Source organism: Antarctobacter heliothermus, from assembly GCF_900188425.1.
GTDB lineage: Bacteria > Pseudomonadota > Alphaproteobacteria > Rhodobacterales > Rhodobacteraceae > Antarctobacter > Antarctobacter heliothermus.
The window spans coordinates 56,282-72,385 of sequence record NZ_FZON01000004.1 but is presented as its reverse complement, the minus strand read 5'-3'; the positions used below and the strand labels follow the sequence as shown (position 1 = coordinate 72,385).

Here is a 16,104-nt window from a genome sequence, read left to right as displayed (position 1 = left end):
CTATTTGCTCCAAGGAGCGCCCCGGCATGTTCCGTTTCTTTGAAAATCTCGTCGATCCCTATGCGCCCTATCCGCAAAAGGATGTTCCCCCGCAGCGCCTGCTGCCGTTCCTGATGGATTACGCCCGACCCTTCCGGGCGATCTTTGCCTGGACGGCGGCCAGTTCGGTTGTTGTGGCAGCGGTCGAGATCTGGTTGCTCTGGATCATGGGCTGGGTGGTCGACATCCTGTCCGGTGATCCGACGCAGGTCTGGCAGGATCACGGCACCGCGCTGATTGGGCTGGCGGTGTTCATCCTGCTGTTGCGCCCTTTGGTGCAGGCGCTGGACGTGCTGTTGCTGAACAACGGTGTGATGCCCAATTTCGGCACACTGATCCGGTGGCGCGCACATGCCCATGTGCTGCGCCAGTCGGTTGGCTGGTTCGAGAACGACTTTGCCGGGCGGATCGCCAACCGGATCATGCAGACGCCCCCGGCCGCGGGTGAGGCGGTGTTCCAGGTCTTTGACGCGATCACCTTTTCGCTGGCCTACCTGATCGGCGCGCTGGTTCTGCTGGGCGATGCGGACCCGCGTTTGATGATCCCGCTGGTGATCTGGTTGGGTCTGTATGCCGTGCTGATGCGCTGGGTCGTGACCCGCGTCGGTCCCGCGTCCAAGGCGGCGTCGGACGCGCGCAGCAAGGTCACGGGCCGCGTGGTGGACAGCTATACCAACATCCATTCGGTCAAGATGTTCGCCCATCATTCCCGCGAACTGGACTACGCCAAAGAGGCGATCGAGGATACGCGCCAGACCTTTCAGATCGAAATGCGGCTGTATACGATCATGGACGTGGTGCTGGTTCTGCTGAACGGCGTGTTGATTGTCGGCGTGGTTGGCTGGGCCATCGCGCTGTGGATGCAGGGCGCGGCCTCGACCGGGGCGGTGGCGGCGGCAACGGCGCTGACGCTGCGGCTGAACGCCATGACCGGCTGGATCATGTGGGCGCTGACGACGTTTTTCCGCCAGCTTGGCGTGGTGGCCGAGGGGATGGAAACGATTGCCCAGCCGATCACCCTGCTGGACGCGCCCGATGCAAAACCGCTGGAGATGGGGCTGGGAGAGATCCGCATTGAAGGTCTGACCCACCACTATGGGCGCAGCTCTGGCGGGCTGGACAACGTGTCCCTGACCATCGCGCCGGGGGAAAAGATCGGCCTTGTGGGTCGGTCCGGGGCAGGCAAGTCGACGCTGGTGAAACTACTCTTGCGGTTCTACGACGTGGAACAGGGGCGCATCCTGATCGACGGGCAGGACATCGCAAAGGTCACGCAGGACAGTCTGCGGCTGAACATCGGCATGGTGCAGCAGGATTCGGCGCTGTTGCACAGGTCGGTGCGCGACAACATCCTGTACGGTCGTCCCGACGCGTCAGAGGCAGAGATGATCGAAGCCGCCAAACAGGCGCAGGCGCATGAGTTCATCCTTGATCTTGCGGACCCCGAGGGGCGCAGTGGCTATGACGCGCAGGTTGGGGAACGCGGGGTCAAACTGTCGGGCGGGCAACGTCAGCGGGTGACTTTGGCGCGTGTTATCCTTAAAAACGCACCGATCCTGCTGCTGGATGAGGCGACAAGCGCGCTGGACTCAGAGGTAGAGGCCGCGATTCAGGATACCCTTTACGGGATGATGCAGGGCAAAAGCGTGATTGCCATTGCCCACCGTTTGTCCACCATCGCCCAGATGGACCGCATTCTGGTCATGGAGGAGGGCCGCATCGTGGAACAGGGCAGCCATGATGCGCTTTTGGCGCAGGGTGGCCTATATGCCAGTTTCTGGGCGCGCCAATCGGGCGGCTTTCTTGATCCTGATACGCAGGCGGCGGAATGATGCGAACCCTTTACCAAAACCTTATCCATCGGGCCGGAAACCTTATCGACCCGGAACGTCATGCGGACGGCATGCCGCCGGATCGGTTGTGGCCGTTCATCCTGTGGGCTTTGCAGGGCGGCTGGCTGATCATCGGGCTGGGGGTGGCGATCTCTGTCGCCGCCGGTGTGACAGAGGTGCTGTCGATGTACCTGCTGGGCCGGGTCGTCGATGCCGTGGGTGGGCCGGTCGATCAGGGGTTTCTGTCGGATCACGGCGGGCTGGTGATGCTGGCCGTCGTGCTGCTGCTGGTGGCGCGGCCGCTGCTGTTTGGCGGGTTGGCCCTGACGCAATCGGTGATGATCGGGCCGAATATCTTCAAGCTGGTGCTGGCACGCCTGTATCGCTGGACCATCGGCCAGTCGGTCACGTTCTTCGATGACGACTACGCGGGACGTATTGCGCAGAAAAAGGTGCAGGCGGCGCGGTCGCTGACCGAAATCGTGATCGAGACGGTCAACGCCGTCACCTTTGGTCTGGCCACGGTGATTGGCACCGCCGTCTTGCTGGGGGCGATCCATCCGCTGATGCTGGTGCTGCTGGCGGGGTGGTTTGCGCTGTATCTGGGGTTTCTGCGGCTGATGCTGCCGCAGATCCGCGCGCGATCCGCCGCGCGGGCAGAGGCGCAGGCCATGGTCACCGGACAGGTCGTCGACACCATATCCAACATCAAGACGGTCAAGCTGTTTGCCGGCGACAGCCATGAGGACCGCCGCGCGCTGGGCGCGATGGAATCCCTGCGCGGCAAGGCGCTGCACTTTGGCGAGGCGACCACCACCTTTCGCCTTGGGTTGATCTTTATCGCCGGGCTGTTGCCGGTGATCATGGTCGGCACCGCCATCGCCTTTCACGGTGCGGGCGTGTCGCCCGGCGACATTGCCGCCGTGGGCGCGGTGACGATCCGGCTGGCGCAGATGACCGGCTGGATCAGTTTTACCCTCATGGTGATCTACAGCCATGTCGGAGAGGTCGAGGATGGCATGTCCACCCTCAGCGTGCCCCATGCCCTGACCGACCAGTCCGGTGCCGTGGATCTGACTGTGCCCGAGGGAGAGATCGTCTTTGACGCGGTCGAATTTGCCTATGGCGGGCGGACCGGCGGTGTGACGGACCTGTCGCTGACCGTGAAACCGGGCGAAAAGCTGGCCATCGTCGGCGCATCCGGCGCGGGGAAATCGACCTTGGTGTCGCTGCTGTTGCGGCTCTACGACACCGAAAGCGGGCAGGTGCGCATCGACGGCACCGATGTGTCGACCGTGACGCAGGCCAGCCTGCGCAAGGCTATCGGCATGGTCACGCAGGAAACCGCGATGTTCAACCGCTCGGCGCTGGACAACATCCGCTATGGCAAACCCGACGCCTGTGAACTGGAGGTGATTGCCGCCGCGAAACGCGCCGAGGCGCATGAGTTCATCCTGCAACTGGGCGATTTCCGGGGGCGCAAGGGCTATGCCGCCTATCTGGGCGAACGCGGCGTCAAGCTGTCCGGCGGACAGCGCCAGCGCATCGCCCTGGCCCGTGCGATCCTCAAGGACGCGCCGATCCTGGTCCTGGATGAGGCGACCAGCGCGCTGGATTCAGAGGTAGAGGCCAACATCCAGGAGGCATTGGCCCGCGTGATGGAGGGCAAGACCGTGCTGGCCATCGCGCACCGCCTGTCGACCATTTCCAGCATGGACCGGATCGTGGTGCTGGATCAGGGCCGCATCGCCGAACAGGGCACCCATGATGACCTGCTGGCGCTGGGCGGGCTGTATGCGCGGTACTGGAATCGTCAATCGGGCGGGTTTCTGGGCGAAGACGCGACAGAGGCGGCTGAATGATCCGCCGCCTCCTGCCGCAGATCGACCCGTTCCAGCCCGCCGATGGCGCGCCGCCGCAAGGCCTGTGGGCCTTTACACGCTGGGCGCTGAAAGGCGCGGAACGCCCGGTCCTGCTGGCCGTTTTGATTACCGCGCTGACCGGCGTGTCCGAACTGGTCGCGGCGCGCTTTACTGGCTGGGTGATCGACGGGGCAGAGGTCACGGGGCAGGGGGCCTTTTGGGGGCCGTACTGGGGTCTGATCGTCTTTGGTCTGGTGTTTTTCCTGCTGATCCGTCCGGTTCTGTTTGTCTTTGATGCCGGTGTGTCCGGCGTGATGCTGGGGCCAAACCTGTTCCCGATGGTGCTGCAACGTCTGAACCGCCACGTCATGGGCCATTCGATGCGGTTCTTTGAGAACGACTTTGCCGGGCGGCTCAGCCAGAAGGCGTTGCAGGTGGCGCGGTCGCTGACCGATCTGGTGCTGGAGACGACCGATGTGATCGTCTACGCGCTGGCGATGTTCACCGGGGCCTTTCTGCTTTTGGGCGCCATCGACATGCGCCTGCTGGGGGTCTTTGTCGTCTGGGCGGTGCTTTACGCGCTGGCGCTGCGCTATTTCATCCCGCGTGTGCAAAAGCTGTCCAAGGACCGCGCCGGAGCGCGCACTGTTGTGACGGGGCAGATCGTCGACACCTTTTCCAATATCGCCACGGTCAAGCTGTTCGCGCGGGACGAGGACGAAGATGCCGCCACCCGTGCCGCGCTGGAATCCTACCGCGCCCGCGCGCTGGATTTCGGCGATCTTTCGGCGATCTTCCGCATGGTGCTGATGACGTTGGGGGGCATCCTGCCGGTGGTGTCGATCCTTGGCGCGCTTTACCTGTACAGCCGCGGCACCGCCAGCGCCGGGGACATCGCCGTGACGGCGATGATCACCACCCGGCTGTCGATGCTGACCAACCGTCTGGGCCGCACGGCCATGTCGATCTTTACCAATATCGGAGAGATGGAGGACGGTATCGGCACGCTGACCCCGCCGCATGAAATTGTGGACCGCGCGGATGCCATGGGGCAGGCGCAGGCCGGTGAAATCCGGTTCGACAAGGTCGGATTTGCCTATGGCGGAGAGTCTCGCGCCTTGGCGGGGTTCGATCTGACCATTGCGCCGGGTGAAAAGGTCGCTTTGGTGGGGGCCTCGGGGGCGGGTAAATCGACCGCCGTGTCGCTGCTCTTGCGGCTGTATGATGTCGAATCAGGGCGCATCACCATGGGCGGCACCGACATCCGCGATCTGACCCAGCACGCCCTGCGCCGCCAGATTGCCGTGGTCCGGCAGGAAACCGCGATGTTCAACCGCTCGGCGCTGGAGAATATCCGCTACGGGCGTCCCGGTGCCAGCGACGCAGAAGTGTTCGAGGCCGCGCGCTGCGCCTCGGCGCATGAGTTCATCCTTGGTCTGACGGATCACCGGGGCAACACCGGCTATGCCGCACGGCTGGGTGAACGCGGCGTGAAACTGTCCGGCGGACAGCGGCAGCGCATCGCGCTGGCCCGCGCGATCCTGCGCGATGCGCCTGTTCTGGTGCTGGACGAGGCGACCAGCGCGCTGGATTCGGAGGTCGAGGCAGAGATCCAGGGCGCGTTGGAGCAGGTCATGCTGGGCAAGACCGTGCTCGCCATCGCGCACCGCCTGTCGACCATCGCCCAGATGGACCGGATTGTGGTCATGGATCAGGGCCGCATCGTCGAGGCAGGCTCACATGAGGCGTTGTTGGCGCAAAGGGGTCTGTATGCCCGCTATTGGGAGCGCCAATCGGGCGGTTTCATCGGGTCCGAGGCCGCGGAATAGCCCGCAGTGCTGGCGCCCGCCTCGGGTGGCGGATATTGGGTATTTTTAACAGAGAAGAAGCAGCAAGGGGTCGAGCATGTCCGACGGCGCGCAACAGGTGACGATCGAACGGCTGGGCCATCGCGGCGACGGGATCGCGCCGGGGCCGGTGTTTGTGCCCGGCGTCTTGCCGGGTGAAGTGGTCGAAGGGGATGTGACGGGGGACACCATCTCCGCGCCGCGCATTGTCACACCCTCGGCCGACCGGGTGTCGCCGCCTTGTCGTCATGCGAAATCCTGTGGCGGGTGCCAGTTGCAGCACGCTTCGGACGGGTTTGTCACCGGCTGGAAAGAAGAGGTGGTGCGCCGTGCGCTGGAGGCGCAGGGCCTGTCCGCACCGTTGCGCCCGACCTTCACCTCTCCGACGCAATCGCGCCGCCGCGCCAGTTTTTCCGCGCGCCGGACCAAGAAGGGCGCGCTTGTCGGGTTTCACCAGAAGGCGTCGGAGGTGATCGTGGCCGTTCCGGGCTGCCAGTTGGTCACGCCCGCCCTGGCCGGGGCGTTGCCCTTGATCGAGCGGCTGGCGGTTGTCGGGGCGTCGCGCAAGGGCGAACTGTCTGTTCTGGTGACGGAAAGCCTGTCGGGACTGGATATCGTCGTCACCGGCGGCAAGCCGATCGACGATGCGCTGCGGTCCGAATTGGCCACGATTGCGCAGGCAGACGGGCTGGCGCGGCTGGCCTGGGATGACGATGTGCTGACGTTTTTGCCGCCGCATCAGCGGTTTGGCGCGGCGCTGGTTGTGCCGCCGCCGGGCGCGTTCCTGCAGGCGACGGAAAGCGGGCAGGCGGCGCTGCTGGCGGCTGTGCAGGAGGCGCTGGACGGGGCCAGCTATATTGCCGATCTCTTTGCGGGCTGCGGCACCTTTGCCCTGCCGCTGGCCGAAAAGGCGCGCGTCCACGCGGTTGAGGGCGACAAGGCCATGACCCTGGCGCTGGATCTGGGTTGGCGGCAGGCGCAGGGGCTGCGTCATGTCACCCATGCGGTGCGCGATCTGTTCCGCAACCCGCTGCTGCCGGATGAGCTGGTGCGTTTCGAGGGGGTGGTGATCGACCCGCCGCGCGCCGGGGCAGAGGCGCAGGTGGCGGAATTGGCCCGTGCACGGGTGCCGCGCATTGCGCATGTGTCGTGCAATCCGGTGAGTTTTGCCCGCGACTGTGTGCGGTTGCAGGCGGCGGGCTATCGCCTTGACTGGGTGCAGGTGGTTGACCAGTTCCGCTGGTCAACCCATGTGGAACTTGTCGCCTCATTGCAGCTGGAGAAGTGAGCCCATGGATTTCCGCGCCCGCGTCGGTGCCTTCGTCGACGCGCCCCGTGTTCAGAACGCCATCATTGCCGTCATCATATTGAACGCCGTCGTGCTGGGGATGGAAACATCCGAGACCTTGATGAGCCGTTTCGGCGGGTTCATCACGGCGCTGGACAGGCTGTGTCTTGGCATTTTCATCGTCGAGATTGCCGCCAAGCTGGTGGCGCGGGGGATGCGCTTTTTCCGCAGCGGGTGGAGCGTCTTTGACTTTGTGATTGTCGGCATTGCTCTGGTGCCCGGCGCGGGCGGACTGTCCGTGTTGCGGTCGTTGCGAATCCTGCGGGTGTTGCGCGTGATCTCTGTCGCACCTCGGTTGCGGCGGGTGGTAGAGGGGTTCATCACCGCGTTGCCGGGCATGGGCAGCGTCTTCCTGCTGATGGCGATCATCTTTTACATCGGCAGCGTCATGGCGACCAAGCTGTTCGGCGACAGCTTTCCCGACTGGTTCGGGAACCTCGGGATGTCGGCCTATTCGCTGTTCCAGATCATGACGCTGGAATCCTGGTCGATGGGAATCGTGCGCCCGGTGATGGAGGTTTACCCCTACGCCTGGGTGTTCTTTGTACCCTTCATCATGGTCACGACCTTTGCGGTGGTGAACCTGCTGGTGGGTCTGATCGTGAACTCGATGCAGGACGCCCACCACGAAGAGGACAACGAACGCACCGATCTGTACCGCGATGAGGTTCTGGCCCGGCTGGAGGCGATCGAGCGGCGTCTAGGCGAACAGGCGCGCGATGGCGAAAACGTGAGCTACGCAAATCGCCCCGATTGAGGTAGAATCCCGAAAAACGAACGGGGCAGTAAAATGACGATTCTCAGGGTTCTTCTGTTGGCAACGCTTGGGCTCTCCGCAGCGGCGTGTGGCAAGTTTCCGACCTATCATGGACCGGCGGTCACACATGTGGTTGTCGACAAGGGGGAGCGCCGGATGCACCTGCTCAGCAGTCAGGGTGTGTTGAAAAGCTACGATGTTGGATTGGGCTTTGCGCCCGAGGGCGACAAGAAGGTCGAGGGTGACGGCAAAACACCCGAAGGCACCTACATCATCGACCGGCGCAATCCGAACAGTCAGTTCTACCTCAGCATCGGCGTGTCCTACCCGAACAACGAGGATCGCGCAGAGGCGCGCGAACTGGGCAAAAGTCCGGGTGGCGACATCTTTATCCACGGGCGCCCGCGTGAGTATCGCAAGAGCGGGCGCGACTGGACGGCGGGCTGTATCGCCGTGACCGACCGTGAGATGCGCCAAGTCTATTCGATGGTGAAAAACGGAACACCGATCACGATTCAGCCGTGATGGGTGTCAGGCGGGCGGTGGGGCAACCCCCCGCCCTGCGCCGGGTGCCGGTCGATCAGCTGGCGGTCGGTGTCCCGCCGGGCACGGCACCGCCGCCGCCGGGCGCGCCGACGATCATGCACCACCAGATCTTGCCGTTGGGTTCCTGAAACCAAGAAAATCCCAGATCGCGCGCAGATCCGTCGAGAATCACGTTCCGCGTGCTCTCCACTTCCATCCAGGCGCCGAGGGTCTGAAGCTCTGTCTCGTAAGTTTCCGAAATCGTTTCCCCCACCAGACGTCCCGCATAGCTCACCCGGCGCACGCGATCGATGGGCGACGATCCGTCCGACCCAAAGTGCCAGGGCCGGTTCTGCACCGACATGTCGCGGGCATGGGTGGCGGCGGCGGCGTTCAGCTTGGAGTCGAGCGTCAGTTCAGCAACACCGGCAGACTTGCGCAGTGCGTTCACCGAATCGAGCATCCGGTACTGAATCCGGCCGGTCTGGCCACTGGAAATCCGGTAAACCTGTGGCAGCGGCTTACCGTCCGGGCCCAAGCGCGGCTCTGTATTGATGGGTGTCGTGGTGCAGGCGGCCATGGCGACAGCGGAAGACATGGCAAGGAAGGCGCGTCGGTTCATGTGGCTGCTCTTGATTTCTTCGTTTCCCCTGCCATACCGAAGGACGCGTTGCCAATCAAACCCACATCGGCGTGAGTAGGCCGGTTGACAAGCGTTTGAATTGCGACTGCGGCATTCGCGCCATATTATGTTGCAACAGCAAAAACATCCCCGAGGATATTGCACCATGACCCATTCGGCAGGAAAACCCTTTGACCGCCGCGCATTCCTGGCCGGAGGCGCGGCGCTGATCGGCACACCCCTTCTGGCCCAGGACGACAGCACAGAGATAGAGCGTGACGTGACCAGCATCGTGCGCCGCAACGTCTCCAGCTTTCGCACGCTGGCTTGGCAGGATTATTTCAGCAACCTGACAAAGGGCGCGATCCTTGTCGACATCTCATCGCGGGCCTTGCACTACTGGCGGCAGGACGGCACCTATTTCCTGTACCCCTCTTCGGTGCCACTGACAGAGGATCTGACCCGGCGCGGCCGCACCAGCGTGGTGCTGAAAGACCCCAACCCGGACTGGCGTCCGACCCCCTCGATGAAGATCCGCAACCCCGAGTGGCCCGACTATGTTGGCCCCGGCCCGGACAACCCGCTGGGCACCCGCGCGCTGCATCTGGGATGGACCTACTACCGCATCCACGGCACCCACGACACCCGCAAGATCGGGCGTCGGTCGTCCAACGGTTGCATCGGTTTGTACAACGAACACATCGAGCAACTGTATGAAATGGCCGTCGTCGGAACACAGGTGTTGCTAATTTGACGACATAGGGCTTGGGGGCCAAATCCGGTCCCCAAGAAGCAATTGCAAAGCCTCTGAAATACTGCTTAGACAGAGTTACGAGGTAAGTCTTGGGTGCCTGTCGTATGGTTAATAATGACCGCGATAGGCGATTACTTGGAGAAGAAACATGAAAAAAATCGCTCTCGCAGCCGTGTTCGCTGGCGCAGCTACCACCGCATTCGCCGGTTCCTATGCTAAGGACGACGTTGTCATGGAGCCCGTCGTGATCGTGGAAGAAACCAAAGAGGCATCGTCCTCCGCTGGTATCCTGATCCCGCTGCTCCTGATCGCGATCATCGCAGCTGCTGCCGCTGACTAATCGTCAACGGTTTCTAAAACTAGGAAAAAGGCGGTGCGACGGCACCGCCTTTTTTCGTTTTCAACACTGTGTATCTTGTTCGTTAAACTCAACAAAACCTAGAGGTTGACCGGGTCACGAGACCCAGCCACCCAGATTTTCGTCGATCACGCGGGCCAGCGCGTCAACATGCGCGGCGTCATCGTTCAGGCAGGGGATATAGGTGAACTGCTCACCGCCCGCCTCTTCAAAGCTTTCCTTTATCTCTTCGTTGATCTCTTCCAGCGTCTCGATGCAGTCGGCGGAAAAGGCCGGCGCGCAGACCGCGATGTGCTTTTTGCCGTCTTCCTTGGCCAGCCGCGCGACCTCTTCGACGGTGTAGGGCTTCAGCCACTCTTCGGGGCCGAATCGACTCTGGAACGTGGTGGTGATCTGCGATTCGTCCCATCCCAGACGCTCGCGCAGCAGGCGCGTCGTCTTCTGGCACTGACAGTGATAGGGGTCGCCCTCCATCAGGTAGCGTTGCGGCACGCCGTGGTAGGAACAGACCAGGATATCGGGCCGCGACTCGGCTGCGGCATAGGCGCGTTCGATCGACTGGGCCAGCGCCTCGATATACATCGGATGGTCGAAATAGGGGTCCACGACCCGCGCGGTCGGCTGCCACTTTTCCTCCATCAACGCGCGAAAGAACTGATCGTTCGCAGTGGCAGAGGTGGCGCCCGCATATTGCGGATACAGCGGGAAAAACAGGATCTTGTGGCATCCTGCCTCGACCATCTCACGCACCTTGGATTTGGTCGACGGGTTGCCGTAGCGCATACAGAAATCAACCTTGACGTTGTCGCCGTACTGCTCCGCCATGCGCTGGGCGATCTTGGCGGTCTGCGCCTTGGTGATGGTCAACAGCGGGCTTTCGTTCGCCTCTTCGTTCCAGATCGACTTGTACGCCTTGCCTGACGAAAACGGCCGTTTTGTCAGGATGATCAGCTGCAACAGCGGCTGCCATTTCCAGCGCGGGTAGTCGATGACGCGCTGGTCGGACAGGAATTCGTTCAGATAGCGGCGCATCGACCAATAGTCGGTGTTGTCCGGCGTCCCGAGGTTGGCCAGCAGCACACCGACACGGGGGGCTGGCAGTTTCGGGTGGTCGCTGGGCGCGTGGTCGGGGCGGGTGGCAGTTCCAGTGGCGTCAAGCATGGCTATGGTCCTGTGGTCAGGCGTTTCGCTGTACATATCGCGGGTCCGGGATACGTCAATCGTTCAGGGGCGTTTCTGCGGTGCCCAGCGCGTCCGACAGACGCTGCGCGGCAGAGCCAGGGCGCAACGGCTTTGGTTGAGAGTCGTCAGGCGCCCATCCGGTCAGCGTGATGATCTCGAAGGTGGCAGGCACGCGGCCATCCACGGACCCAAAGGCCTGCGTATAGAGTTCAGCGGCGCGCAGCAGCACGGCGCGGCGGGTCGGGCGGCGCAAACGGGCCGCCAGGGCGTTGCTTTCGCCCATGGCGCGCAGCTCGCGCATCAGGTGCAGCGGCGTGGCATAGCTGGCGGTCAGCGGGTCGGAATCAGCCACCGGCAGGGCAAAGCCCGCCCGTTGCAGCAGCGCGCCCAGATCGCGGATCTCTCCCATCGGGGCCACGCGGGGCGATAGCCCGCCGGTCAGCTCGGATTCCGCCTGTCTCAGCGCGGCGCGCAGCTGGTGCAGGGTCTGCCCGCCCAGCGTCAGCACAAGGCACAGCCCGTCAGGCCGCAGCGCGCGGCGGCATTGGATCATCTGGCCCACCGGGTCATCCGCCCAATGCAGGCACAGCCCGTGGATCACCAGATCACATGACCCTTCCTCAACGGCCAGCACCTCGTCATCGGGGATACAGCGTGCCGTCGGAAAGGCAGGCTGCCAGATCCGCGGGAACGGCGTGACGATCGCCACGTCGGTAAACGACCTGTTAACCATTTGCAGGCGATCCTTGGCGTCGTCGCGCGCTGTCTCATGCAGAAACAGCGCGGCGTCGTCGCGCGCGCGGGCGCGATGCAGGGTCAGGGCGTGCCGGTCGGTGAGGCGCGGGGGAGTGGGCATAGAATGGCTCATAGGCTGTGGTCGGCGGGGATGCAAACGCTGGTGCAGATGGTCTATCCGCCCCGCTGCCTGTCTTGTGGCGGGCTGGTCGAGACGGATTTTGGTCTCTGTGGCACATGCTGGCGGGATACGCCATTTGTGTCCGGTCTGGCCTGCGATCTTTGCGGCGTACCGCTGCCGGGACAATCCGATCATGCGGAACATTGCGACGAGTGCCTGACCCTGGCGCGCCCCTGGGTGCAGGGGCGGGCGGCGCTGGTGTACCGCGACCGGGGGCGGCGCATGGTGTTGGGGCTGAAACATGGCGACCGGCATGACATCGCCCGCCCGGCGGCAAAATGGATGGCGCGGGTGTCGCGGGGGATGCTGCGCGACAACATGCTGGCGGTGCCGGTGCCGCTGCACGTCAATCGCCACCTGCGGCGCAGGTTCAATCAGGCCGCGCTGCTGACGCAGGCGCTGGCGGCGGAACTGGGCTGCGACTGGTGCCCCGACGCGCTGCAACGGGTCCGCGCCACCCAACCGCTGGAGGGCAAGGGACGCGCGGAACGCTTTGAGGCCCTTCAGGGTCAGATCCGGGTGGCCGACAGCCGGGTGCCGCTGATCACAGGGCGGCCAGTGCTGATCGTCGACGATGTCATGACCAGCGGTGCGACACTTGCCGCCGCGACTGAGGCCTGTCTTGCCGCAGGTGCAACAGAGGTTTGCGTCACTGTGCTGGCGCGCGCGGCCAAAGATGCTTAAGCCCTGACAGGAACGCACGAACAATCCGGAGGACCGACATGCAACCGGTCGAAATGTACTCTTCGCCGCTCTGCGGCTTTTGCCACGCCGCCAAGCGGCTGCTGGACAGCAAAGGCGTCGACTATTCCCTCATCAACGTGCTGGCAGAGCCGGGGCGCAAGTCAGAGATGATGGACCGCGCCAATGGCCGCCACACCGTCCCGCAGATTTTCATCGGCGAGACCCATGTGGGCGGCTATGACGATCTTGCCGCGCTGGAGCGGCAGGGCAAGCTGGACGCACTGCTGGCAGGCTGATGCGGGTCGCGCTGCTACAAATGACCTCGTCGGACGATCCGGCAGAGAACCTGGCCACGATGCAGGACATGCTGCACCGGGCCAAGGGGGACGGCGCGCAGATCGCGCTCACGCCCGAGGTGTGCAACTGCGTCTCGATGGACCGCGCGCACCAGACGGCGGTGCTGCGGCATGAGGCGGATGACCCGGTACTGGCCGGCCTGCGTGCGGCGGCGGCCGAACTGGACCTCTGGGTGCTGGCCGGATCACTGGCGCAAAAGGCTGATCCGCCGGAGCCGCGCTTTGTCAACAGATCTTTCCTGATTGGCCCGGATGGGGCTATCGCCGCGCGCTATGACAAGATGCACATGTTCGACGTGCAGGTGTCAGAGACGGAAACCTACCGCGAATCCTCGGGCTATGCTCCCGGTGACCGCGCGGTGCTTGCCAAAACACCGCTGGCGGTGCTGGGCCTGACGATCTGCTATGATGTCCGCTTTGCCTATCTCTACCGCGCCCTCGCGCAGGCCGGGGCGCAGATCCTGACAGTCCCGGCGGCCTTTTCACTCGGCACCGGCCCCGCGCACTGGCAACCCCTGCTTCAGGCCCGCGCGATCGAGACAGGCTGTTTTGTCCTGGCCCCCGCGCAAACCGGCACCCACAGGGCGCAAAAGGGCCGCGCCCGCAAGACATATGGGCACAGCATGGTGATCTCCCCTTGGGGAGAGGTCCGGCTGGACGCGGGCACGGACCCGGGCGTCTATTCCGTTGATCTTGATCTCGACACCGTGGCCGACGCGCGGCGCAAGGTGCCCGCCCTGACCCATGACCGCGCTTTCACCGGACCAGACACATGAGTGAGGCCAGCGCCCTTGCCATTTCACTGTTCAGCGAGCTTTTGACGGCGGACCAACTGCTGCGCGCCCGGCTGACCAGGGTGCTGCCGAACCGCATGGAAATCTCGCATTTCTCAGTGCTCAACCATCTGGCACGTGGCGGAGAGCGGACCCCGGCACAACTCGCCCGCGCCTTTCACGTCACGCGCGGCGCAATGACCAACACATTGTCCAAGCTGGAAATTTCCGGCTACGTTCACATCCGCCCGGATTGGGACGACGCGCGCAGGAAACTGGTCTCGATCTCCCCCGCCGGCCAATCGGCGCGCGAGGCTGCCCTCAATGCGATCATGCCGCTGATCGACGAGATGATGGGCGACCTTGGCGAAGACCGAGTGCGTGCGGCGCTCCCCGTGCTGCGGGAACTGCGCCTGCGCCTCGAAGGGTAGGGGGCGGGAGCCCCCTTTCTTTTCCCTACGCAGGTTTCAGCGAGGCGGTGACATAGTTCACGCTCAGGTCGCGGTCCGACAGGCGCCACGCCCATGTGACCGGGTTGAAGACGAATCCCTTGCGGTCCACCGGGTCCAGACCAGCCTTGCGGATCAGGTCATACAGCTCATCCGGAGTGATGAACTTTGACCAGTCATGCGTGCCCTTGGGTAGCCAGCGCATGACGTATTCCGCCCCCAAAATCGCGACGGCAAAGCTTTTGGGGTTTCGGTTGATGGTCGAGCAGATGTGCAGCCCGCCGGGTTTCAACAACTGCTGGCAGGCGGTCAGGTAGGCCAACGGGTCGGCCACATGTTCGACCACCTCCATGTTCAGCACCGCGTCGAACTGTTCGCCTGCGTCGGCCATCGCCTCGGCGGTGGTGAACCGGTAGTCGATCTCCAGTCCGGATTGCATAGCATGGGTCTGGGCCACGGGGATGTTGCGTTCGGCGGCATCCACGCCCACCACGTCGGCCCCCAGACGTGCCATCGGTTCGGACAACAGCCCGCCGCCGCAACCGATATCGAGGAGGCGCAGCCCCTCAAAGGCGCGCGGCGCGGTCAGGTCGCGGTCGAACTCTTCGGCGATCTGGCGGGTGATATAGTCAAGCCTGCAAGGGTTGAGCATGTGCAGGGGCTTGAACTTGCCGTTTGGATCCCACCATTCTGCGGCCATGGCCTCGAACTTGGCGATCTCGGATGCGTCGACGGTCGTAGTCATGACTTTCCCCATGGTCTTTTGGCCTTGGTGGGCAATATAGGTAGGGCATGGACAAAATCCCGGGCCAAAAGCGCGCAGTGCAGTATCTCTATCCTGCGGTTGATCCTTTTGATCAGCGGATGCTGGATGTGGGCGACGGTCATGCGATCTATGTGGAACAATGCGGCAATCCCGAAGGTGTGCCAGTCATTGTCCTGCATGGCGGACCGGGCGGCGGGTGCAGCCCGGCGATGCGGCGCTATTTCGATCCGCAGAAATACCGCGTTGTCCTGTTCGATCAGCGCGGCTGTGGCCGGTCACGCCCCCACGCCAGCGTCGTCAACAACACCACCTGGGATCTGGTGGCGGACGTCGAGCGGATTCGCGACGTGCTGGACATTGAAAAGGCGGTGATCTTTGGCGGCAGCTGGGGCGCCACCCTGTCGCTGATCTATGCCATTTCGCATCCCGAGGCGGCCTTGCACCTGGTGTTGCGCGGCGTCTTTATGATGACGCAGGCAGAGCTGGACTGGTTCTATGGCGGCGGCGCGGGGCAGTTCTGGCCCGAACCCTGGGCGCGGTTCACCGACATGATCCCCGCAGAGGAACGCGGCGACCTGATCGGCGCCTATCACAAGCGGCTGTTCAGCGGTGATCTTCCCACCGAAATGCGCTTTGCGCAGGCTTGGTCGGCCTGGGAAAACGCGCTGGCCTCTGTCTATTCCAACGGTCAGGGCGGGATGGCGCCGGGGGAATATGCGCGTGCCTTTGCCCGGTTGGAGAACCACTATTTCACCAATGCCGGTTTCCTGGGCGAAGACGGCTGGATCTTGAACAACATCGACCGGCTGCGCGACGTGCCCGGGGTGATCGTGCAGGGACGCTATGACATGATCTGCCCGCCGCGCCGTGCCTGGGAGTTGGCTCAGGCCTGGCCCGGGGCGGATCTGCGCATGATCCGCAACGCAGGCCACGCCCTGTCAGAGCCGGGGATCAGCGCGGAACTGGTACGGGTGATGGATGATCTTGCGATCGGGTTCGACTAAACGTCGGTCACGCGCGGGGTTTACACACGG

17 protein-coding genes are annotated in these 16,104 nt (G+C 63.6%); 13 read left to right on the top strand and 4 right to left on the bottom strand.

Going from position 1 to position 16,104, the window contains the following annotated elements:
* Positions 1-26: 26 nt before the first annotated feature.
* From CHB90_RS03320 to CHB90_RS03295, 6 genes are all read left to right on the top strand, one after another.
* The gene (locus CHB90_RS03320; protein WP_089276432.1) at positions 27-1,871 is read left to right on the top strand and encodes an ABC transporter ATP-binding protein; all 1,845 of its coding nucleotides are present in this window, start codon (positions 27-29) and stop codon (positions 1,869-1,871) included.
* On the top strand, positions 1,868-3,733 hold the full coding sequence (locus tag CHB90_RS03315; RefSeq protein WP_425426584.1) for an ABC transporter ATP-binding protein: 1,866 nt from the start codon (positions 1,868-1,870) through the stop codon (positions 3,731-3,733). Before CHB90_RS03320 ends, CHB90_RS03315 begins: the two co-directional genes overlap by 4 nt.
* Positions 3,730-5,562: an ABC transporter ATP-binding protein gene (locus tag CHB90_RS03310; protein ID WP_089276431.1), complete on the top strand. Its 1,833-nt coding sequence runs from the start codon at positions 3,730-3,732 to the stop codon at positions 5,560-5,562. Before CHB90_RS03315 ends, CHB90_RS03310 begins: the two co-directional genes overlap by 4 nt.
* 76 nt (positions 5,563-5,638) lie before the next feature.
* The gene (locus CHB90_RS03305) at positions 5,639-6,868 is read left to right on the top strand and encodes a class I SAM-dependent RNA methyltransferase (RefSeq protein WP_089276430.1); all 1,230 of its coding nucleotides are present in this window, start codon (positions 5,639-5,641) and stop codon (positions 6,866-6,868) included.
* 4 nt (positions 6,869-6,872) lie between these two features.
* Complete coding sequence (locus CHB90_RS03300) at positions 6,873-7,685, top strand: ion transporter (protein ID WP_089276429.1); 813 nt, start codon at positions 6,873-6,875, stop codon at positions 7,683-7,685.
* A gap of 33 nt (positions 7,686-7,718) precedes the next feature.
* Positions 7,719-8,210: a L,D-transpeptidase family protein gene (locus CHB90_RS03295; RefSeq protein WP_089276428.1), complete on the top strand. Its 492-nt coding sequence runs from the start codon at positions 7,719-7,721 to the stop codon at positions 8,208-8,210.
* A 55-nt stretch (positions 8,211-8,265) separates the two neighbouring features.
* On the opposite strand, the gene dalA is transcribed toward CHB90_RS03295, so the two are convergent.
* On the bottom strand, positions 8,266-8,832 hold the full coding sequence (gene dalA, locus CHB90_RS03290; protein ID WP_089276427.1) for a divisome-associated lipoprotein DalA: 567 nt from the start codon (positions 8,830-8,832) through the stop codon (positions 8,266-8,268).
* A 166-nt stretch (positions 8,833-8,998) separates the two neighbouring features.
* Here dalA and CHB90_RS03285 point away from each other — a divergent pair, with 166 nt between their 5' ends.
* Complete coding sequence (locus CHB90_RS03285; protein ID WP_089276426.1) at positions 8,999-9,586, top strand: L,D-transpeptidase; 588 nt, start codon at positions 8,999-9,001, stop codon at positions 9,584-9,586.
* 148 nt (positions 9,587-9,734) lie between these two features.
* Positions 9,735-9,926 carry a ferrochelatase gene (locus CHB90_RS03280; protein WP_089276425.1) on the top strand — a complete coding sequence of 64 codons (192 nt, stop codon included), beginning with the start codon at positions 9,735-9,737 and terminating at the stop codon, positions 9,924-9,926.
* Between the two features lie 114 nt (positions 9,927-10,040).
* Here CHB90_RS03280 and hemH read toward each other — a convergent pair whose 3' ends face one another.
* Together hemH and CHB90_RS03270 are read right to left on the bottom strand one after the other, a co-directional pair.
* On the bottom strand, positions 10,041-11,105 hold the full coding sequence (gene hemH / locus CHB90_RS03275; protein ID WP_089276424.1) for a ferrochelatase: 1,065 nt from the start codon (positions 11,103-11,105) through the stop codon (positions 10,041-10,043).
* Positions 11,106-11,160: 55 nt separating this feature from the next.
* Complete coding sequence (locus CHB90_RS03270; protein WP_089276423.1) at positions 11,161-11,982, bottom strand: methyltransferase domain-containing protein; 822 nt, start codon at positions 11,980-11,982, stop codon at positions 11,161-11,163.
* Between the two features lie 3 nt (positions 11,983-11,985).
* On the opposite strand from CHB90_RS03270, the gene CHB90_RS03265 reads away from it, so the two are divergent.
* Genes CHB90_RS03265 through CHB90_RS03250 form a run of 4 tightly spaced genes read left to right on the top strand, consistent with a single transcriptional unit; the run spans position 11,986 to position 14,286 of the window.
* Positions 11,986-12,726 (top strand): ComF family protein, encoded by a 741-nt coding sequence (locus tag CHB90_RS03265; RefSeq protein ID WP_245823148.1) that lies wholly within the window; start codon positions 11,986-11,988, stop codon positions 12,724-12,726.
* Between the two features lie 38 nt (positions 12,727-12,764).
* Positions 12,765-13,022, top strand: coding sequence for a glutaredoxin 3 (gene grxC, locus CHB90_RS03260; protein WP_089276421.1), 258 nt, complete (start codon positions 12,765-12,767; stop codon positions 13,020-13,022).
* A complete protein-coding gene (locus CHB90_RS03255; RefSeq protein ID WP_089276420.1) occupies positions 13,022-13,858 on the top strand; it encodes a carbon-nitrogen hydrolase family protein in 837 nt (278 codons plus the stop codon). The genes grxC and CHB90_RS03255 overlap by 1 nt, the downstream gene beginning before the upstream one ends.
* On the top strand, positions 13,855-14,286 hold the full coding sequence (locus CHB90_RS03250) for a MarR family winged helix-turn-helix transcriptional regulator (protein ID WP_089276419.1): 432 nt from the start codon (positions 13,855-13,857) through the stop codon (positions 14,284-14,286). The genes CHB90_RS03255 and CHB90_RS03250 overlap by 4 nt, the downstream gene beginning before the upstream one ends.
* 25 nt (positions 14,287-14,311) lie before the next feature.
* On the opposite strand, the gene ubiG is transcribed toward CHB90_RS03250, so the two are convergent.
* On the bottom strand, positions 14,312-15,049 hold the full coding sequence (gene ubiG, locus CHB90_RS03245) for a bifunctional 2-polyprenyl-6-hydroxyphenol methylase/3-demethylubiquinol 3-O-methyltransferase UbiG (RefSeq protein WP_089276418.1): 738 nt from the start codon (positions 15,047-15,049) through the stop codon (positions 14,312-14,314).
* Positions 15,050-15,096: 47 nt separating this feature from the next.
* Between ubiG and pip the strand changes: the two genes are divergently transcribed.
* Positions 15,097-16,074: a prolyl aminopeptidase gene (gene pip / locus CHB90_RS03240; RefSeq protein ID WP_089276417.1), complete on the top strand. Its 978-nt coding sequence runs from the start codon at positions 15,097-15,099 to the stop codon at positions 16,072-16,074.
* Positions 16,075-16,104: the final 30 nt, after the last annotated feature.